Genomic DNA, 17,001 nt, shown 5'->3' on the forward strand with positions numbered 1-17,001 from the left:
ATAACGATTATGGAAAAATTACACTTTAACTTTCCGGCTTCCAAACCAATCGACCACCCGGTTCATATCGGGGTCGTTGCTTCTGGCGATTTAGAGGTCATCATGCGCCCCACAACGGCCGATGAAGCCCAATTATCGATTGTAACGGGGAGTGATGGCTTTAAAACGGTCTGGCAAAATGTGTTGAAACGCTATTTTGACCGCTACCCACTCCTGGCCGAGTTTGAAATTAACGACTTCGGGGCGACGCCTGGCGTTGTCAATTTGCGACTGACTCAAGCAATGGAGGCGTTGAACGATGAGCAATAGTTTTGTAGAATTACACGCCCGACAGCGGGCCGAAGCCTTATTAGATGCTGGTTCCACCCGCGAACTGATTGGACCGCTTGATAACATGATCTCACCGCACTTGGAACCACAACAGATCGTGCCGGAAAGTGACGATGGCGTGGTCATTATGAAGGGCCGGTTAGCGGACCATGACTTGGTGGTCATCGCGATTGAAGGGGCCTTTCAAGGCGGCGGGATCGGTGAAGTCAGTGGGGCTAAAATCGTGGCGGCGCTCGAGCACGCGTTGGCAGATAATCAGGCCGGTCATCGCATCTATCCCGTGATTATTCTGGATACCGGTGGCGTGCGGTTACAGGAAGCCAACTACGGCTTATTATCGATTTCTGAAATTCATAACATGGTCGTGGCGCTCAAAAAACACGTGCCCGTGATTGGCCTTGTTCCTGGACGGGTGGGGTCGTTTGGCGGCATGTCGATCACCAATGCCTTGTTGTCGTACGTGATTGGCACCAATCAAGCCCGCATCGGACTGAATGGTCCGGAAGTCATTGAACAGGAAGCCGGCGTCCGTGAGTGGGATGCGAGTGATAAAAATCTCATTTGGGATACGTTAGGGACGACGCAACGCCAAGCAACTGGCATCATCGATGAAGTCATTGAAGACGACGTGACGGCCTTCCGCGATGCGGTGAGTGCGGCAATTGCGACCCATCAGGATAGTCATCGTGACCAGCGCGGCGACTTTTACTTGTCACTGCTCGACCAACTGGATCCGAGTGAAAAATTGACGATTCCAGCCTATGACAAGTTATTTAAACAAGTGACGGTGACACCCCATCATCTAGCCCCAGCAACTAGCGGCGAAAATCAGTCAACGCCTTCTCGTGGGCGGACTTGGTTTGAAAACCTGACCGGCATTACCAATGCTCAAAGTGAGGTTTCAACGGTGTTGCATGCCCAAGTCGACCAGCGCGAATACATTGCAATCGTGGCGGATGCACAGAACCGTTTTCCACGCGTCCGGCATGGTGAAGTTGGGTTGCAAGAAGGGTATACGGTCGCCAGTGTCGTCAATGATTTGATTGCGGCGGATGCTGACAAGACAACGAAGACGCCCATCATCATGGTCGTGGATGTGCCTAGCCAAGCCTATGGATATAATGAAGAGTTGATTGGTATTCACATGGCGTTAGCCGCGAGTGCCAGTGCGTATGCTCGGGCGCGGCAAGCTGGCCATAAAGTGGTCGCTTTGATTGCGGGTGACGCGATGTCTGGTGGTTTCTTAGCACACGGCTTACAGTCGAATCGATTAGTGGCGTTCGATGATTTGGACATCACCGTGCAAGCCATGAGTAAAGCCAGTTCCGCGCGTATCACGCAACGGACGATTGCAGAGCTGGAAGCAGCGACGCAACACGTGCCTGCCATGGCGTATGATATTGAAAACTATCAAAAATTAGGCGCACTGTATCAACTGATTGAAGGCGTCAAAGGGACAGATACCGACCAAGCAGCGATCAGTAAGGTCAAGGCAGCTTTAGACGAAGCGCTAACTAGTTTGGATGATGCCTCAACTGATTTAAGCTTCCGGTATACGAACCCGATTGCGGTGAACGGTGAAGCGGGCGGACGCAAGGCGACCAACCAAGTCCGGCGGCTAATGGCAGAACAATGGGCCGACTAGCCCCGCATACATTGGTCAGTTTACAATCACCTGATGTTTTACTGACCAGTGGCCCATTACCGGATTGGGTCACAGACATGTTAGCGGCGACTCCGGTCGTAATCGTCCGTCGTGGGCCGCAAACGACCACGATTCCAGTCGGCATTCGCGGCTACCAAAAGTCGCAACGCTTTGCGGCGGCAATCATGCCAACCGACTGGCAAGCGCCCGTGACCCCCGCGATGGCATTGAACCGGTTGCCAGAGTTAACAGCGGCTCGGCGTCAATTACCAGCCTTTCAAAAATTAGCGCGCGTGCAGTCCTTACTGTCCGCTTATGACTGGGGCGTCGGTGGTAGTCTCCAGTTTGAATTGGCGACCGGCTTACCCATGGTCAATCCAAATTCGGACCTCGACATCATTATGCAGCGCCCAGCACCGATGTCACCAGCCCAAGCACTGCAGCTGATTGAGCGATTAAAAGTGATTGCTGGTACGCACGCTGACATCCAGGTCGTGCACGGTCAGTTGGGCTTTTCACTGGAAGAATATGCGAATCAACGGGCCTCACAAATCATGATGAAGACGGCCCACGGTCCAATTCTGGTCACGGATCCTTGGCATGCTGAGGAACGGGATTGAGGCGGATGAAGCGATAATTACTGAATTCGGGACACTGAGTATTCCTAAATTTGATTAAAAGCGTCGTACACTGTCAACAAATCGTTGTCTGTACGGCGCTTTTGGTGTGTGAAAATGGTAGTGACCATTGTTTTTTGGGCGAGGCGAGTTGGATGAACAGGTCCATCGCTGAATGGTGAATCGTGATGGCTGATGAGGTGGTAAGGTCATGTTCAAGTCAAAAACGACGTGCAAAAGTTAACGCGCTGTGCCCGAGTAAACGGTTACGCTGATATTCCTAGGATTTTAATGTCGAAGGACCATGAATACAATTTTCAGCCGTCCACTGAATCAGCTTCGTGAGTGCCGACCCTGCACCAGCTTCATAATAGGCACTCAGCAACTGATGGAAAGTGGTTAGTTGGTTCTCGGTAACGTAGACCAGTCCCACACCGGCATGCGACATGAGATAATTAGCAGTTAGAAACGCAGTCCGTTTATTGCCGTCCCAAAACAGCTGGGCGCGCATGATGTTAAACATGAGTAACAGGGCGCGATAGGTGAGACTCGTGTGGCTGGCTAAAATACGCGTGATTTGTGCTTCGACCGTTGCTTGAACCGGAATTGGCGGGACAAAGTCGACACCACCGATTTGAATCTGTCCAGTTCGTAGCGTGCCCCAATCGAGCGCTTCGTCTTGGGCAACGATGCCGTTAATGGCAAGTGAAGTTTGAAGCTGATAGGGGCCATCGTGTTCGATAATGTATGTCAGGCCCCGTTTAAGTCGCAGGACGATGGCTTGGTCTTCAGGTGAGACGTTCATCGTCGGATCACCGTTAACGATGGCTTTGGTCTGTTCACGGGTCGTCTGAACATCTTCGAAGCGTGATAGCGCGTGTATGATGGGTATGAAATGCTGGTCTATGGCGAGTTGTTGGTCACTCGGCGTTAGTGTAAATCTATCATTAATGGGCATTGCAAAGCTCCTCGTTATCGTTTTTAGTCCTGTAAACAGGTATGGTTATAAGGTAAGCTTAATTTGAATGAGTCGCAAGAATCATCGCTTAGCAATGCGACTTTTCAGCGGGGCCAACCAAATTTGACATGCGACGATGCAAGCGATTTGCAGTTAGTACCCATGGTGGTGCGTGCACAACGGCAAGCGTCACCGCCTTTTGACATTGACTCGATCTGCACATAATCAGTGCCAACACGGTAAAAATTGCCCCGTGGGGAGGGTGTCGACTGGTCACACTGTTTGATTCGAAATTCCAACTTGTGAAGTAAGTTTGTTAATTCATTAATTTTACTGGGGCTAACTGCTCTAAGTGGGATGATTATGAAAATAAGGTGGTTCGGCATCCCTTAACTTACAAGCGTTACATTAATTTTTTTGTTAGTGATTAATCAACAACACTAATCATATTTATCTCGAAAATTTATGAAAATAGGTTTTACTTTGTGCAAAAATGAACTACAATATAGTTGGTTAATGTAAACGCTTGCAGAAGTTAACTTTAGATTGTCAATCATTATTATTCAAGCGAAGAAATACAGGGAGGTAATCTTATGAGTAGTCGTGACACAGCAAACGTTTTATGGTTTGATGAATTGCACCGCGAAGATGTGAACCTGGTGGGCGGGAAATCGTCGTCACTGGGTGAAATGACATCCTCGATGGACGTTCCCGTACCATATGGTTTTGCGACCACCGCACGCGCATACCAGTATTTCATGCACCAGACTGGTTTAAACGATCGGGTGAATGCGCTCCTAGAAAGTATCTCGGATTATGAAAATTCTGATGAATTGCATCGGGTCTGCGAAGAAATTCGTAATTTGATCGTCGGCGCGACGATGCCCGCGGACTTAGCCGCTGATATTGAAGCGGCGTATGCCCAGTTAGCTGAAAAAGTCGGTCAAACGGATCCCTTCGTGGCGATTCGGTCATCTGCGACCGCTGAAGACCTGCCAAATGCCTCATTTGCGGGTCAACAAGAATCATACTTAAATATTAAAGGGGCTGCGGACGTTGTCAACCGGGTGCAACAGTGCTATTCTTCACTCTTTACTGACCGGGCGACTTACTATCGTCACAAGCAGCATTTCCCACATGAAAAAGTGGCGCTGTCCGCTGCGATTCAGATGATGGTCTTCTCAAAGGCCTCAGGAATCATGTTCTCCGTTAACGTGGCTGATGGTGACGCCTCTAAAATCGTCATTGATGCGATTTATGGTTTAGGTGAATACATCGTGTTAGGGAAAGTCACTCCGGACCACTTTGTTATCGATAAGCAATCGATGAAAATCGTTGAAAAGAACATCATCAAGCAACCTGTTCAGTTGACACGGTTACCAGGCGGCGGGACTAAGGAAGAACCCGTTCCCGAAGAACTGCAAGGTCAACCAGTCTTAACGGATTCCCAAGTGATCGAATTAGCCGGCTACGCGAAGGAAATCGAACGGCACTATGGCTGCTACATGGACATGGAATACGCCTTAGACACGAATACCAATCGCTTATGGATCGTGCAAGCCCGGCCTGAAACGGTATGGTCACAACGCAACAAGCAGAAAGACGCCGAGGACGATGCTGACGTGGTCGATGAAGCGGATGCAAAAGTGGTCGTCCGGGGGTTACCAGCTAGTCCTGGCTTAGCCAGCGGTGTTGTTCACGTCATCGATAACCCAAAGGACATTGACCAATTCAAGAAGGGCGAAGTCTTAGTTACCTTGATGACCTCACCTGACTGGGTACCTGCGATGAAGAAAGCGGCCGCAATCGTCACGAATAATGGTGGGATGACCTGCCATGCTGCGATTGTTTCACGTGAGATGCAGATTCCATGTATCGTTGGGACTAAGAGTAAGGAAGTTGCCGCAACGGATGTTTTGAAGACCGGTGACGTGGTAACGGTTGATGCCAAAAACGGGGTCGTTTACCAAGGTAAGGTTGCCAGCATGCTCAAACCGAAGTCCGGTACCACGGCCGCTGCAGGTCAAGTGGTGGCTGCTGAAAGCTTTGCGCCAACGGCCACAGGTGTCATGATGAACTTAGGTGATCCTGACTTGGCCGAGAAGTATTCTAGCTTGCCAGCCGATGGAATCGGGTTAATGCGTGAAGAATTCCTCTGGACGACCTTCATTCACGAACACCCACTATACTTGATTGAACAGGGTCACCCTGAAAAAGTGGTCAATATGTTGGCAGATGGGATTGCCAAAGTGGTTCGGGCAATGGCACCACGGCCGGTTGTCTTACGGTTCTCAGACTTTAAGTCCAGTGAGTATCGGAACTTAAAGGGTGGCGACAAGTACGAACCGCACGAACCAGCTGATTTGTTAGGCTGGCGTGGTGCTTCACGGTATTACGATCCGAAGTATATCGAAGCTTTCAAGCTGGAATTAGCTGCGGTCAAGAAGGTTCGTAACGAGTTTGGCCTGAAGAACTTGAACGTCATGATCCCATTTGTTCGGACCGTTGACGAAGCTGAAAAAGTCACGACCATCATGCGTAATGAAGGTTTAGTTCGTGGCGCGGACTTTAAGGTTTATATGATGGCTGAAATCCCAACCAACATTATTCTGGCTGATCAATTCAACCAGTTCGTGGATGGTTACTCGATTGGCTCGAATGATTTGGCAATGTTGATTCTTGGTTGTGACCGGAACAATGATACGGTCGCGCACCTCTTTGATGAACGGAATTTGGCTGTTAAACGGGCCATTCGGCACTTGATCAAGACGGCGCACAAGGATGGTAAGACCGTTTCGATTTGTGGTCAAGCCCCATCCGAATACCCAGAATTCACTAATTTCTTGATTCAAAGCGGTATCGATTATGTTTCAGTCAACCCTGATATGGTCAAGGAGACGAAGCGGAATGTCGCCCACTTTGAGCAACGCATCATGTTGGACAAGGCGACTGGCCGGGGACTACAGGACGCGACCGATTATGAATGGTAAGCCTGGTTGCTGAAAGAGCGACAATCTAAATAAACTGGAGGACCGATTCGAAGATGAATCGGTCCTTTTTGTTGCGCGATGTGTGCTGGCCTTCAAAATGACTGACAAACATTAACTAGGCAGACATAATCAGGTCGTACGTGATTACTAATGTACAATACGCGTGTTTGCTTGTTATTTTTGGGCACGTTTGATACTATCAGAAGTATAGTGTGGTGGTTATTCTAGGATTCAGTCCGCTTTATTGTTTACTACTGTTAACTTTTTCGCTAGTTAGCGGCTGTTGATGAAGGTCGGGGGTGAAAGCGGCATTCAATTTGGTTTAGTTTCAACACCAACTGTATCGAGGTGGGTTAGCGTGTGAGTAGGCGACAAGGAAACTAGTTAACTCGTTTCGTGATATTTTTTTGTCGCCAATCCAGTGTTTTCCAGTATTAAACTGTATCAACTTTAGACACTAATAAAAGGAGTATTCATAACAATGAGTAAATTGACATCACTATCCGTTACAACTTTAGTTGGCGTAATTGCGACCGGCGCGGGGATGGCCGCAACGACTAACGCCAAGGCCGCCACCAAGCCGACTGACCATCAGTCTGCAACTGTGACCACCAGTGCGCAAACAATCGAACAAGCTCAGCAGCATGTCCAGCAAGCACAAGTTAACCAAGCGACTGCCCATCAGCTGGTGACTGATAAGACTAATGCGGCGAAGAATGCGCAAGACAAGCTAGATGCGGCTAAAAATCGCGTGACTACTGCTACTAACAAGGTTGCTACGGCGACGACCAACGTTAATGCTGCTCAACAAATTAAGAACCAGGCGACACCCGAAAATATCAACCAAGCCCAAACTACTGTGCAACAGGCGGGGACGCACTTGACCAATGCGCAGGATGTGATGCACCAAGCATATCAGGTAGTTGATCAAGCTACAACGACAGTTCAATCCCAAACGACTAGTACCAATCAGGCCACTCACAACGCGAACATCGCCAAGCAGACAGTCGCAACCGCACAAAGTCAGGTTGATGCCAAGCAAGCGGACTATGACGGTCTGACCGTTGATAGTCTCAAGAAGGAACAAGTTACCGCACAGCAGTTGGTCAATCAGGATCAGGCTGCTCAGAGTGCTGCCCAAGCTAACGTGACGGCTGCCAACAATCAAGTGACTAATACGCAAGATGCTGCTAACAAGGCGTCCCAAACAGCAACTAGTGCGCAACAGACGACGGCGGATGCGCAATCCAAACAAACTGTTGCACAAGCGGAAGCTGACAAGGCCAATGCCGCTAAGGATGAGGCTAAACAAAACAATGATGCAGCGATTGCGCAACAGAACCAAGCTCAAAAAGACTTGGACAACTTGGATGCAGGTAAGTTAACTCAACAAGCTAACGAAACACAAACTGCAATTGATCAAGGGAAACAAAACATTTCAGATACGCAACAGTCGTTATCTCAAACGACAACCAACAAGGCTAATGCGGATAAAGACGTTGCCAACAAAACAACCAACGTTACTACGGCCAATAACGCAGTCTCTCAAGCTCAAAACAATGTCAACTCAGCAACCACAGTGCAAAGTAACGCCCAAACCACGTTAAACCAACGCCAACAGGCTGTTGCTGATTTACAAAGTCAGCTTGCTGCTATGCCAACATTCAAAGTTGATAAAGCCGCTTGGGAAAAGGCCGTTAACGGGCTTGTATCAAGTGACGAACTTGTCGCTATGACTGATGCTGAATACGCTGCTTACGAGAAAAAGTGGAACGCTTACTGTCAGAAGTTTTTCGAAACAACTTATGCTAACAATCAATTCAGTGCATCAGATAGGGATATCAATACCACATTTACAAACATTAACCAGCTAACACAGGCTCAATACGAAGATTTAGCCAATTATGCCTTAAACATCATTAATCAAGCACGGAATATCTGGCGTGGCGATGACAATGAGATGTCTACGCAACTCGTTGATTTAAAGGCCGCTAAAGATATCGCTCAAGCTTATTCTGATGCTAATGTTAATATTGGCGATGCGCTGACACATCTTAGCGATGTAGTTATCGCAACTGCCTCAAAATATCACGTTGGGGCAGGCACCGATACGTGGATGGGTGTACAATTAGGTCAAACAGCCATTAATAATGCAATCAAGGTATATGGAAAAATCTCCATGGCTGAAATCAAAGGACAATTACTTAATGATTTAGAATTAATGCTTTTTGGTGATGGTGGTAATAATAGTTGGGGGCATTTCTATGCATTAATGGGTGGTGCAAAAAATAGTTCAACCTATTTGGATAAATACTATATTGGCATTGCCTTTGATAAGTTTGGACACCTTCATTTAACTTCACGGTCTACTGCAAATCTCGGTGATGTAACTCCTGATACAACTCCAATTGCAAGCGCTCCAACTGTCACTCAACTTAAGCAGAGTTTGTCAACCGCACAAACTGCTCAAAACACCGCACAAATCAACTTGAACAACGCCAAAGCTAGTTTAACTGCTGCCAATGACACTCTTGCAACAGCACGCCAAGAGGCAACTAATGCACAATCTGCACTAAATGCAGCAAAGACTAAGCAGACGCAATTAGCCAGCCAAATGACGGCACTTAATAACAAATTAGCCAATCTAAAGACTAAGTTAGCGAACGATACAACCAGCCTCGCTAAGATCAAGTCAGAATTGGCCAATTTAGCGGATGCTCAAGCTGCCCAACAAAAGGTCCTTGATAATGCTAAAGCTCGCGTTCAAGCGACCAGCGCCACCCTCGCCACTGCAACTGCGAACGCGAACGCTAAAGCCGCAGCCCTGAAGTCAGCTAACCAGACTTTATTAGCGGCTAAACAGGTGCAAGCCATCGCTGAAGGTAATGCACAATCAGCTGCAAATACCGTTAAAGAAGCGGTTGGCAAAGCACAAAATGCAGTTGAAGCGCTGACTAACGCCAACCAACACGTCGTTGCTGCTAAAGCACAGTTGTCAGCAATCACTGACAAGCTCAATAACTTTGCCAGTCTAAAACAACATTCGTTGGATGAATTAACCAGTGCTCAAGAATTGCTATCAACTGCCAAGACGCAATGGAAACAAGCTAACGACGTTCTAAACACGCAGCAACAAAAGCTCGACGTTACCAACCATTCTCTAGATGCGGCAAAATTAGCGTTGGACAAGGCAACACAATTCGTAAATCAGCGCCAAACTGAGTACGACGCGGCTAAAGCTCATTTATCTAAGCTGGACCATGCTGACGAAACATTGGCAGCCACTAAAGCAGCGTTAGAGGCCGCTAAGACCGAGCTTGTAACTAATCAGACAGATTACCAGACCGCTAAAGAAAATGCAGCAAACGCCCAACAAGAGCTAACGGATGCACAAACTGTTGCGGCGGATGCTGATCAGGCCTACACGCATGCCCAAAAAGTTCTGCAGACGTTGGAGCTACAAGTTAGTTTGGAAGTACCAACCGTTACTGAAAAGCCACAGCAATCAGTCGATACAGTGACTGAAGCTGTTGTTGATGAAGCCCAAGCTGATTCAGTATCAGATACGCCGTCTGCTATTGACCAAACCGTGGTGACGACAGCGACCGCCAACGTGGCAGCAACAGGACACAACACTGCGAAGACTGAAAACGTCGCACCAAGTCTGACGCGTCTCACTCCCCATACGCCAGCACACTCAACCACGGCAGGCACATTGCCACAGACCGGCGAAGCGTCGGAAAACCGTTTGGCGGTGTTGGGGCTGACACTATTAAGTTTACTTTTAAGCGGATTAACACTTGGTCGAGTAACCTCTAAGCGACGGATTCACTAGTCAGGTCACAATAGAATTTTTTGAATTAATCACACAAACGAGGCTGCCCAGTAAAACTACCGGGCAGCCTCGTTTGTTGTATTGAATTCATATGACACATCCACTATTTCTGAAATTTTTTCAAATACCGACTAGCGAATAACTTATGAAACTTAACGCCCAAGGTCGGGTTGGCCGTATCGATATCTGCATACATCGCGGTCGTGATTTTATTCAATAACGGAATCAGCTGGTCGAGTTCGTCATCGTTCAGTGCATTGATGAAGGGTGGGACCTCCTGTGGCTCAGCCTCAAGCGCTTCACGGCCAGCCGCGGTGAGGTTAACTAGGTTCACGCGCCGATCCTTGGTGGATTTAGATAACGTGACTAACTTTCGATTGACCAATTTATAGACGAATTCACTTGTTGACTGCGGCGACATACCGAGGCGGTCGGCCAATTGCCGCTGTGACAAGTGGTCTTCATCGGCGAGTGCGAGCAGAATCTTGCCTTGACCCTCAACGGCGAGTCGGGGGTGGGTCTGTTTGACGATGTCATCATAGATTTTACTGAGCTGTTCATATTCAGCTAATTTACCGGAAACGAGTTCCGCCTTGATTTGATCTGGCACGGTTTTTCATCCCATTCGTTGTTTTCTGACTTGTTCTTAAGTATACAACATTCTTCCAGTCGACGTGATTTAATTGTTGACAAATTAGTCAGGCCCCCCTTAGTATATATTTAATCAGGGGCCCTGATTAATCGAACTAGGAGGTTCGCAATATGGATATTCAACACATCATTGAAGTTCAGCAGGTTAAAAAAGGTTTGGCGATGAATTAGCGGTGGCCGATGTTTCGTTTAATGTTCAAGCTGGTGAGATTTTCGGTTTGCTTGGTCCAAATGGGGCGGGCAAGACCACGTTACTCAAGATGATGACCACCTTGTTGCGGCAGGACAGTGGCACGATTCGTTTAAACGGCTACGATACCTTGACCCAGGCACGCGCAGTCCGTCAGCAATTTGGGCTGACTGGTCAGACGGCGACGATTGATCAGGACTTGAGTGCACGTGAAAACCTGATTATCTTTGGTCGGTTGAACGGGCTGACTCGGAATGCCGCTAAAGCTCGGGCAGATGAATTATTGCGTGATTTTAGTCTCGAACATTCGGCACAACGGCCACTCAGTACCTTTTCTGGTGGGATGCGGCGACGCTTGGATTTGGCAGTGAGCTTGATTAGCCGGCCTAAGATTTTATTTTTAGACGAACCGACGACCGGCTTGGATCCGCGGACACGTAGCGAAATGTGGACGGCCATCCGCCAGTTAGTACGCCAAGGGTCGACGGTGGTACTGACGACGCAATATTTGGAAGAAGCCGACCAATTAGCCGACCGGATTGCCTTATTGGACCACGGCCGCTTGAAAGCGTTAGGACCAGTTGCGGCCTTAAAACAGCAGGTAGGCGGGTTGAAATTACAATTGGCACTGGCGCAAACACAGGCGACGCAGCCCGCACAGCAGATCATGACCCAATTGACGACCCAACCCGTTCAAGTCAGTGACCGGAACGTCTCGGTGCAATTAGCTGCGGACGATGCGACGCGGGTGACGGCCCAGATTCTTGAACGATTACAGCAAGCGCAAATTGAAATCGACCGGTTTGCGTTGGAACCGCCGTCGCTCGATGATGTCTTTTTGACCATGACGGTCGGCAAAAATTAAGGAGATGACAGTGATGCAAGTTACAATTCGTAAACACGTGATGGGAGATATCCTGACGATGGCCCATCGAAACTTACTTAAAACGATTCATAATCCCGATAACTTGAGTGATGTCGTCTTTCAGCCGGTGATATTCACCTTATTATTCGGTTATTTATTTGGCGGCGTCATTGCGGGCAGTGTCCACGCCTATTTACCGATGCTGGTGTCAGGTATCCTGGTTCAAAGTATTTTAAACGCCGCATCTGGCTCCGGCCAACAGTTGCGTGAAGATATTAACGCGGGGGTTTTTGATCGCTTCAAGACGTTACCGATTGCCCCAATCGTGCCGCTCGCTGGCCAATTGGTCGGTGATATTTTCCGCTTGTTGTTATCAGGGGCAATGGCCTTGGTGACCGCAGTGGTGATGGGCTGGCGACCGACTGTGGGACCAATGGCACTCCTAGCCGTGCTGGGGTTAGCAGTCTTCATCGGGTGGGCGACATCGTGGATTTTTGCCTTAGTCGGGTTATTAGTGAAAAATGCAGCGTTGATTGGCAGTCTGTCGATGATTATCATCTTAGTGTTGACATTTCTGTCGAATGCGTTTGTTCCTACCAAGACATTGCCAAAACTTTTGCAGCCAGTCGTCAACGCTAATCCCGTTAGCTTGACGATTACGGCGATTCGCACGGTGTTGCGTACTGGTCAATGGACGAGCACAACGACGCTGGTTGGAGTGAGCGGCATCATCATGATTTTGATCTTCATGCCGCTAACGGTGTTGGTTTATCGGCACCGCGGTTAATGAAATAGGACAATAACTGCCGGACAGTGCGTTGATAAATTAGTAAACAACACGCTGCTGGTCGATGCTTCCGCGAATTAATTACCATGGAAAAAAGTCAGGGGTCACCATGTCATCCGTGCCATAGTTGCCCTCGCGTTTAACGCATCTTTGACGTATGATTAAACACAGAGGTGATGAGATGAACGCGCAAGCAGTTTTTAAACTAGTCGCTGACCGCTATCAGACGACGCCGGCCTATTTGTGGCAGCGATATCCGGATTATGCGGTTTTGCGGCACGCAGATAATCAGAAGTGGTATGGTTTGGTGATGGCCGTCAGCAAATCCGATCTAGGCTTAGTTCCGGGTGATGAGACGTTGGTAGAAGTCTTGGATGTCAAACTGGATCCCGAAGACGTCGAATTATTGCAAACGGAGCCGGCATATTTGCCAGCCTACCACATGAACAAGCGCCACTGGATTACCGTGCAATTGGAACAGGTCGAACCGGCAGTCGTGGAACGCTTGCTAGCGACGAGTTATCAGCTAACGGCTAGATAATCTGCTCAGTTTATGCCAGCTTCATTAACCCGAACTAGCCCGAACCAAAGGAAATCAAAAAATGCATCCAACTTATCAGCAACTGACAAGTGGGGTGCATTTTTGGTTTAACCGCATTCATTCAACGGATGGTCGGCGCGTATCGGGGCGTCGCTTGTTGTTCATGGCGCCAGTAAGCGATAATCAGCAGGATAATAATCAACACTTGCATCGATGAGAGGACAAAGTCAGTTAGGCCGTAAGCCAGAATGATGGGCACGGTCATCATAAAGTAGCGCAGGTTTGGTTGGCGATACTGGTGCCAATACTTGGTCAGATGCCAGCCACTACTGATAACGAGCGTGATAAAGCCAACGCCACCCAGGATGCCGAATGAGGCGAGTAACATTAAGAAAATATCGTGGGCGTGGGGGACATAGGTGCCGGTCATTTGAAAATATCGGCGAGCAAAGCCGAAGTAAGTCACCCCAAGGACTGGGGCCTGCTTGAAGACATCAAAGCTATTTTGCCAAATCGTGATACGACTCTGGAGTGCCGTCCAAGTCGAGGCACTGCGCGGAAAGACTTCCCAGAGGGTGACGCAGCCGACTGCCAGTAGTCCGGTAATCAAGATACGATGGCGATGGAAAATTTGATAGGCGGTCACGATCAATAAAGCAATCATGAGCACTAGCCCAGTCCGAGATTTGGTCTGGTAGATGCCAATGCAGAGCAAACCCGCGGCTGCCCAATTAATTAATGGCCACCGGGTCAGTGGGTGTTTGGTCGGGCGACTGAGCTGGGTCATCAGCAGGCCAAGCGCAATCAGTAATAAGCAACAGGCGTCATTCGGGTTGTAAGCCGAACCAAACAACCGATTCTGATTCGCAGCATAGCCCCACAGCAAGTCCCCCAACAAGAATTTGAGCCAATTTGGCAGTGTAAGGATTTGGTTGAGCCAATGAAAGACAAACCCACTAATTGTAATATACAAACCAAATTGGATGATAAACCGGCGTAGCTCGTGCCAGGCAATTAATTCACTCGATTCACGGCATAGTAGCCACAAATTGACTAATACAAATAACATCAATCCGGATAAGAGGACGCCCCGATAATCGCGATGATTAAGGTTGAGTGCCGTCACTCCCATCAGTAGCAGGATGAAGCCTAATAAGGGGTCGTGCTTGCTAAAGGTGCGAGGATGTTTGAGCAACGCTAACCATTGCCACCGGCTTAGATAGACGAGCCAACCAATACCGACGGGCGGCAGGATGGCTAATAATTTAAGACCAGTCAAGAACGGAGACGCTACCGCAAAACGTTTTTGCATGATTGATCAAACTTTCTCTCATTAAATAGTACGCCAGTTACCGATGTGACGTGACTTTATTATAGCACGGTCGACTAAATGAGATGCCGCGGTTAACGAAAATTTAGTCATTTTGCACAGAACTTAGTAATTTTCATGAAAAATTAACGTCATGAAGCCGTATTCATGATGAAGCATGGTAAAATATGAATAGTGAATTAGAAGTCGCATTGTGCGTGGGATTTTAAAAAAATGATGTTGAGATGATACCAAACGCGCGCCTGAAGCATGCAGTTGGAACAATGACTGCCGTGTTTCTGATTGGTGTAGCAACCTCGTGCCATTGAAGCCACGATAGTTACGGTCAATTGCACGTCGGTTTAATGAAAATTAGCCAAGCGGTTTGCTGCCCATTGCGCGATATCCAGTGGGGTTGACCATGTTGCTTTTGACCAGTTTCATTTCTTTTCACGCGTACAATGCCATACAACATAAATCAAATTGGGTGACGTGGTCGGTCAATCAGGGCAGTCCTGCCGGTTGGTGACCCGTGACCCTTACTAAGGGGAGTTGCCTGTGGACGCAAAACAATTGTCACAACGATTAGCCACGGTTGGCGCATTTGTCCAACCGGGAGCGCGGGTGGCCGATATTGGGTCGGACCACGCCTATTTGCCGGCTAATTTAGCTTTAAATCATCAAATCAGTTACGGTGTCGCGGGTGAAGTCGTGCGCGGGCCGTTCGAAAACGCCCAACGTGAAATTCAAAAGTTGGGCTTAGAAGATCAGCTGGTCGCTCGTTTGGCAGATGGCTTGGCGGCGATTCAACCAGAAGATCAGATTGACACCGTGACGATTGCCGGCATGGGTGGTCCACTGATTCGCCACATCCTAGAACAAGGGCCCGCACAACTAGCCGGAGTCCAACGGCTGGTACTAGAACCAAATGTTGGTGAAGCCACGGTGCGCGACTGGCTCGCAGACAATCAGTTTGAGATTACGGCTGAACGCATCTTGGCCGAAGATGGACATACGTATGAAGTGATTTGCGCTGACCGGGTGACCCATCCGGTGACGTATACGCCAGCTGAGCAATTGTTTGGCCCGTTCTTACTCGCGGAAAAATCGCCAGTGTTTATTGCTAAGTGGCAGCGCGAATTACAACGGGTCCAACATGCGGTGGCCCAAATGCAACAAGCTAAGGTCGCACCGACTGAACATTTGGCGGCAGCGACGGCTAAAATCAAGTTAATCGAAGGAGTCTTAACGGATGCAGGCAAGTGAATTAATTGAACGTTTTGAACAATTTGCGCCACTCAAGTTGAAGTGGGAACACGATCCTACCGGGTTGCAAATTGGTGACCCCCAACAAGCCGTGCATAAAGTACTTGTGACGTTGGACGTACGGCCCGAAGTCGTCCAAGAGGCGATTGCCATCGGTGCCGACATGATTTTTGCTCATCACCCGGTCATGTTCCGTCCCGCTAACAATCTGGATTATCAAGATCCACAAAAAGCGATGCACGCAGAACTTGCCGCACACCACATTCTCGTATATGCGGCGCACACCAACTTGGATTGTGCGGAAGGTGGCATGAACGATTGGCTGGCGGATGCCTTGCAACTGCAGGATGTGCAGGGACTAGTGCCCGGGTACCATGCGCGAGCAGTCAAAATGACGGTAACCGTTTCAACGGACAAGGTCGAAGCCGTGCAGGAGTATCTCACCGGTACTGCTGGCGCGACACTTGATCGTTATGCCTTGAATTCAGGTGAACAGTTCAGTGTTGACCTGTCAGAAGATGCGCTTTCGGCTGCAGTTGCCGGTGTTAATGCGTTAGCGGGTGATGCGTGGGATTATCAAGTCGTGTCCCTGCTATCAGGTGGTCACCAGTATTATATGGGGCGTGTCGGTGATTTACCGAAGCCGATGAGTGCGCGTGCGTTTGCCGAGGCCTGCAAACGGGTCTTTCACGTCGATGGCTTACGGTTAGTTTGCGCGGATGCGGACCAAATGATCAGTAGAGTGGCCGTCCTTGGTGGTGATGGCGGTAAGTTTTATCCGCAAGCGCTACAGGCCGGTGCGCAGGCTTATGTCACGGGTGATGTTTATTATCACACCGGTCATGACATGTTAGCGGCTGGTTTGACGGTCGTGGACCCAGGGCATCACATCGAAAGTATTTGCAAGTCACATCTGACCGAATTATTCCAGCAATGGCAACAGGAATCCGACTGGTCAGTGGAAGTGGTGGCCTCGCAGCTGAATACTGATCCATTTACGTTTATCTAAGTTCGTTC

The 17,001-nt window shown here is 48.7% G+C and carries 12 protein-coding genes and 1 pseudogene; 10 read left to right on the plus strand and 3 right to left on the minus strand.

Annotated features, from left to right (window positions below; all coding sequences use genetic code 11):
• The first annotated feature begins 9 nt into the window (after positions 1–9).
• The 3 genes from KGF65_RS00510 to KGF65_RS00520 are packed head-to-tail and all read left to right on the plus strand — an operon-like array spanning position 10 to position 2,595.
• Positions 10–309 carry a malonate decarboxylase subunit delta gene (locus KGF65_RS00510; protein ID WP_050338565.1) on the plus strand — a complete coding sequence of 100 codons (300 nt, stop codon included), beginning with the start codon at positions 10–12 and terminating at the stop codon, positions 307–309.
• Positions 299–1,975 carry a biotin-independent malonate decarboxylase subunit beta gene (gene mdcD / locus KGF65_RS00515; RefSeq protein WP_216748012.1) on the plus strand — a complete coding sequence of 559 codons (1,677 nt, stop codon included), beginning with the start codon at positions 299–301 and terminating at the stop codon, positions 1,973–1,975. Before KGF65_RS00510 ends, mdcD begins: the two co-directional genes overlap by 11 nt.
• Entirely contained in the window at positions 1,963–2,595 is a 633-nt protein-coding gene (locus KGF65_RS00520) for a malonate decarboxylase holo-ACP synthase (RefSeq protein ID WP_105924265.1), read from the plus strand. The genes mdcD and KGF65_RS00520 overlap by 13 nt, the downstream gene beginning before the upstream one ends.
• Positions 2,596–2,872: 277 nt before the next feature.
• Here KGF65_RS00520 and KGF65_RS00525 read toward each other — a convergent pair whose 3' ends face one another.
• Positions 2,873–3,550, minus strand: a complete 678-nt coding sequence (locus KGF65_RS00525; RefSeq protein WP_101873425.1) for a Fic family protein — start codon at positions 3,548–3,550, stop codon at positions 2,873–2,875.
• A gap of 593 nt (positions 3,551–4,143) precedes the next feature.
• Here KGF65_RS00525 and ppsA point away from each other — a divergent pair.
• Both ppsA and KGF65_RS00535 read left to right on the plus strand, forming a co-directional pair.
• Entirely contained in the window at positions 4,144–6,540 is a 2,397-nt protein-coding gene (gene ppsA / locus KGF65_RS00530; protein WP_101873426.1) for a phosphoenolpyruvate synthase, read from the plus strand.
• A 481-nt stretch (positions 6,541–7,021) separates the two neighbouring features.
• Positions 7,022–10,375 carry an SEC10/PgrA surface exclusion domain-containing protein gene (locus tag KGF65_RS00535; RefSeq protein WP_216748011.1) on the plus strand — a complete coding sequence of 1,118 codons (3,354 nt, stop codon included), beginning with the start codon at positions 7,022–7,024 and terminating at the stop codon, positions 10,373–10,375.
• A 103-nt stretch (positions 10,376–10,478) separates the two neighbouring features.
• On the opposite strand, the gene KGF65_RS00540 is transcribed toward KGF65_RS00535, so the two are convergent.
• On the minus strand, positions 10,479–10,985 hold the full coding sequence (locus KGF65_RS00540) for a MarR family winged helix-turn-helix transcriptional regulator (protein ID WP_050338571.1): 507 nt from the start codon (positions 10,983–10,985) through the stop codon (positions 10,479–10,481).
• Positions 10,986–11,137: 152 nt separating this feature from the next.
• Here KGF65_RS00540 and KGF65_RS00545 point away from each other — a divergent pair.
• The 3 genes and pseudogenes from KGF65_RS00545 (at position 11,138) to KGF65_RS00555 (ending at position 13,409) form a co-directional block, all read left to right on the plus strand.
• A pseudogene (locus KGF65_RS00545) lies at positions 11,138–12,081 on the plus strand (ATP-binding cassette domain-containing protein).
• Between the two features lie 13 nt (positions 12,082–12,094).
• Positions 12,095–12,868, plus strand: coding sequence for an ABC transporter permease (locus KGF65_RS00550; RefSeq protein WP_216788185.1), 774 nt, complete (start codon positions 12,095–12,097; stop codon positions 12,866–12,868).
• Positions 12,869–13,049: 181 nt separating this feature from the next.
• Positions 13,050–13,409, plus strand: a complete 360-nt coding sequence (locus KGF65_RS00555) for an MmcQ/YjbR family DNA-binding protein (RefSeq protein ID WP_050338574.1) — start codon at positions 13,050–13,052, stop codon at positions 13,407–13,409.
• Positions 13,410–13,530: 121 nt separating this feature from the next.
• Here the strand turns inward: KGF65_RS00555 and KGF65_RS00560 are convergent, their stop codons facing one another.
• Positions 13,531–14,721 carry an O-antigen ligase gene (locus tag KGF65_RS00560; RefSeq protein ID WP_105920059.1) on the minus strand — a complete coding sequence of 397 codons (1,191 nt, stop codon included), beginning with the start codon at positions 14,719–14,721 and terminating at the stop codon, positions 13,531–13,533.
• Between the two features lie 555 nt (positions 14,722–15,276).
• Between KGF65_RS00560 and KGF65_RS00565 the strand changes: the two genes are divergently transcribed.
• Both KGF65_RS00565 and KGF65_RS00570 read left to right on the plus strand, forming a co-directional pair.
• Positions 15,277–15,984 (plus strand): tRNA (adenine(22)-N(1))-methyltransferase TrmK, encoded by a 708-nt coding sequence (locus tag KGF65_RS00565; RefSeq protein ID WP_101873430.1) that lies wholly within the window; start codon positions 15,277–15,279, stop codon positions 15,982–15,984.
• Positions 15,971–16,993, plus strand: coding sequence for a Nif3-like dinuclear metal center hexameric protein (locus KGF65_RS00570; protein WP_216748010.1), 1,023 nt, complete (start codon positions 15,971–15,973; stop codon positions 16,991–16,993). Before KGF65_RS00565 ends, KGF65_RS00570 begins: the two co-directional genes overlap by 14 nt.
• Positions 16,994–17,001: the final 8 nt, after the last annotated feature.

The sequence above is a fragment of the Lactiplantibacillus sp. 30.2.29 genome (assembly GCF_018991255.1).
Taxonomy (GTDB): Bacteria; Bacillota; Bacilli; order Lactobacillales; family Lactobacillaceae; genus Lactiplantibacillus; species Lactiplantibacillus pentosus.

What these genes read in the sequence shown, in the direction of transcription:
- KGF65_RS00510 (WP_050338565.1), top strand. Translation starts at nt 10, where the DNA reads ATGGAAAAATTACACTTTAACTTTCCGGCTTCCAAACCAATCGACCAC.
- mdcD (WP_216748012.1), top strand. Translation starts at nt 299, where the DNA reads ATGAGCAATAGTTTTGTAGAATTACACGCCCGACAGCGGGCCGAAGCC.
- KGF65_RS00520 (WP_105924265.1), top strand. Translation starts at nt 1,963, where the DNA reads ATGGGCCGACTAGCCCCGCATACATTGGTCAGTTTACAATCACCTGAT.
- KGF65_RS00525 (WP_101873425.1), bottom strand. Translation starts at nt 3,550, where the DNA reads ATGCCCATTAATGATAGATTTACACTAACGCCGAGTGACCAACAACTC.
- ppsA (WP_101873426.1), top strand. Translation starts at nt 4,144, where the DNA reads ATGAGTAGTCGTGACACAGCAAACGTTTTATGGTTTGATGAATTGCAC.
- KGF65_RS00535 (WP_216748011.1), top strand. Translation starts at nt 7,022, where the DNA reads ATGAGTAAATTGACATCACTATCCGTTACAACTTTAGTTGGCGTAATT.
- KGF65_RS00550 (WP_216788185.1), top strand. Translation starts at nt 12,095, where the DNA reads ATGCAAGTTACAATTCGTAAACACGTGATGGGAGATATCCTGACGATG.
- KGF65_RS00555 (WP_050338574.1), top strand. Translation starts at nt 13,050, where the DNA reads ATGAACGCGCAAGCAGTTTTTAAACTAGTCGCTGACCGCTATCAGACG.
- KGF65_RS00560 (WP_105920059.1), bottom strand. Translation starts at nt 14,721, where the DNA reads ATGCAAAAACGTTTTGCGGTAGCGTCTCCGTTCTTGACTGGTCTTAAA.
- KGF65_RS00570 (WP_216748010.1), top strand. Translation starts at nt 15,971, where the DNA reads ATGCAGGCAAGTGAATTAATTGAACGTTTTGAACAATTTGCGCCACTC.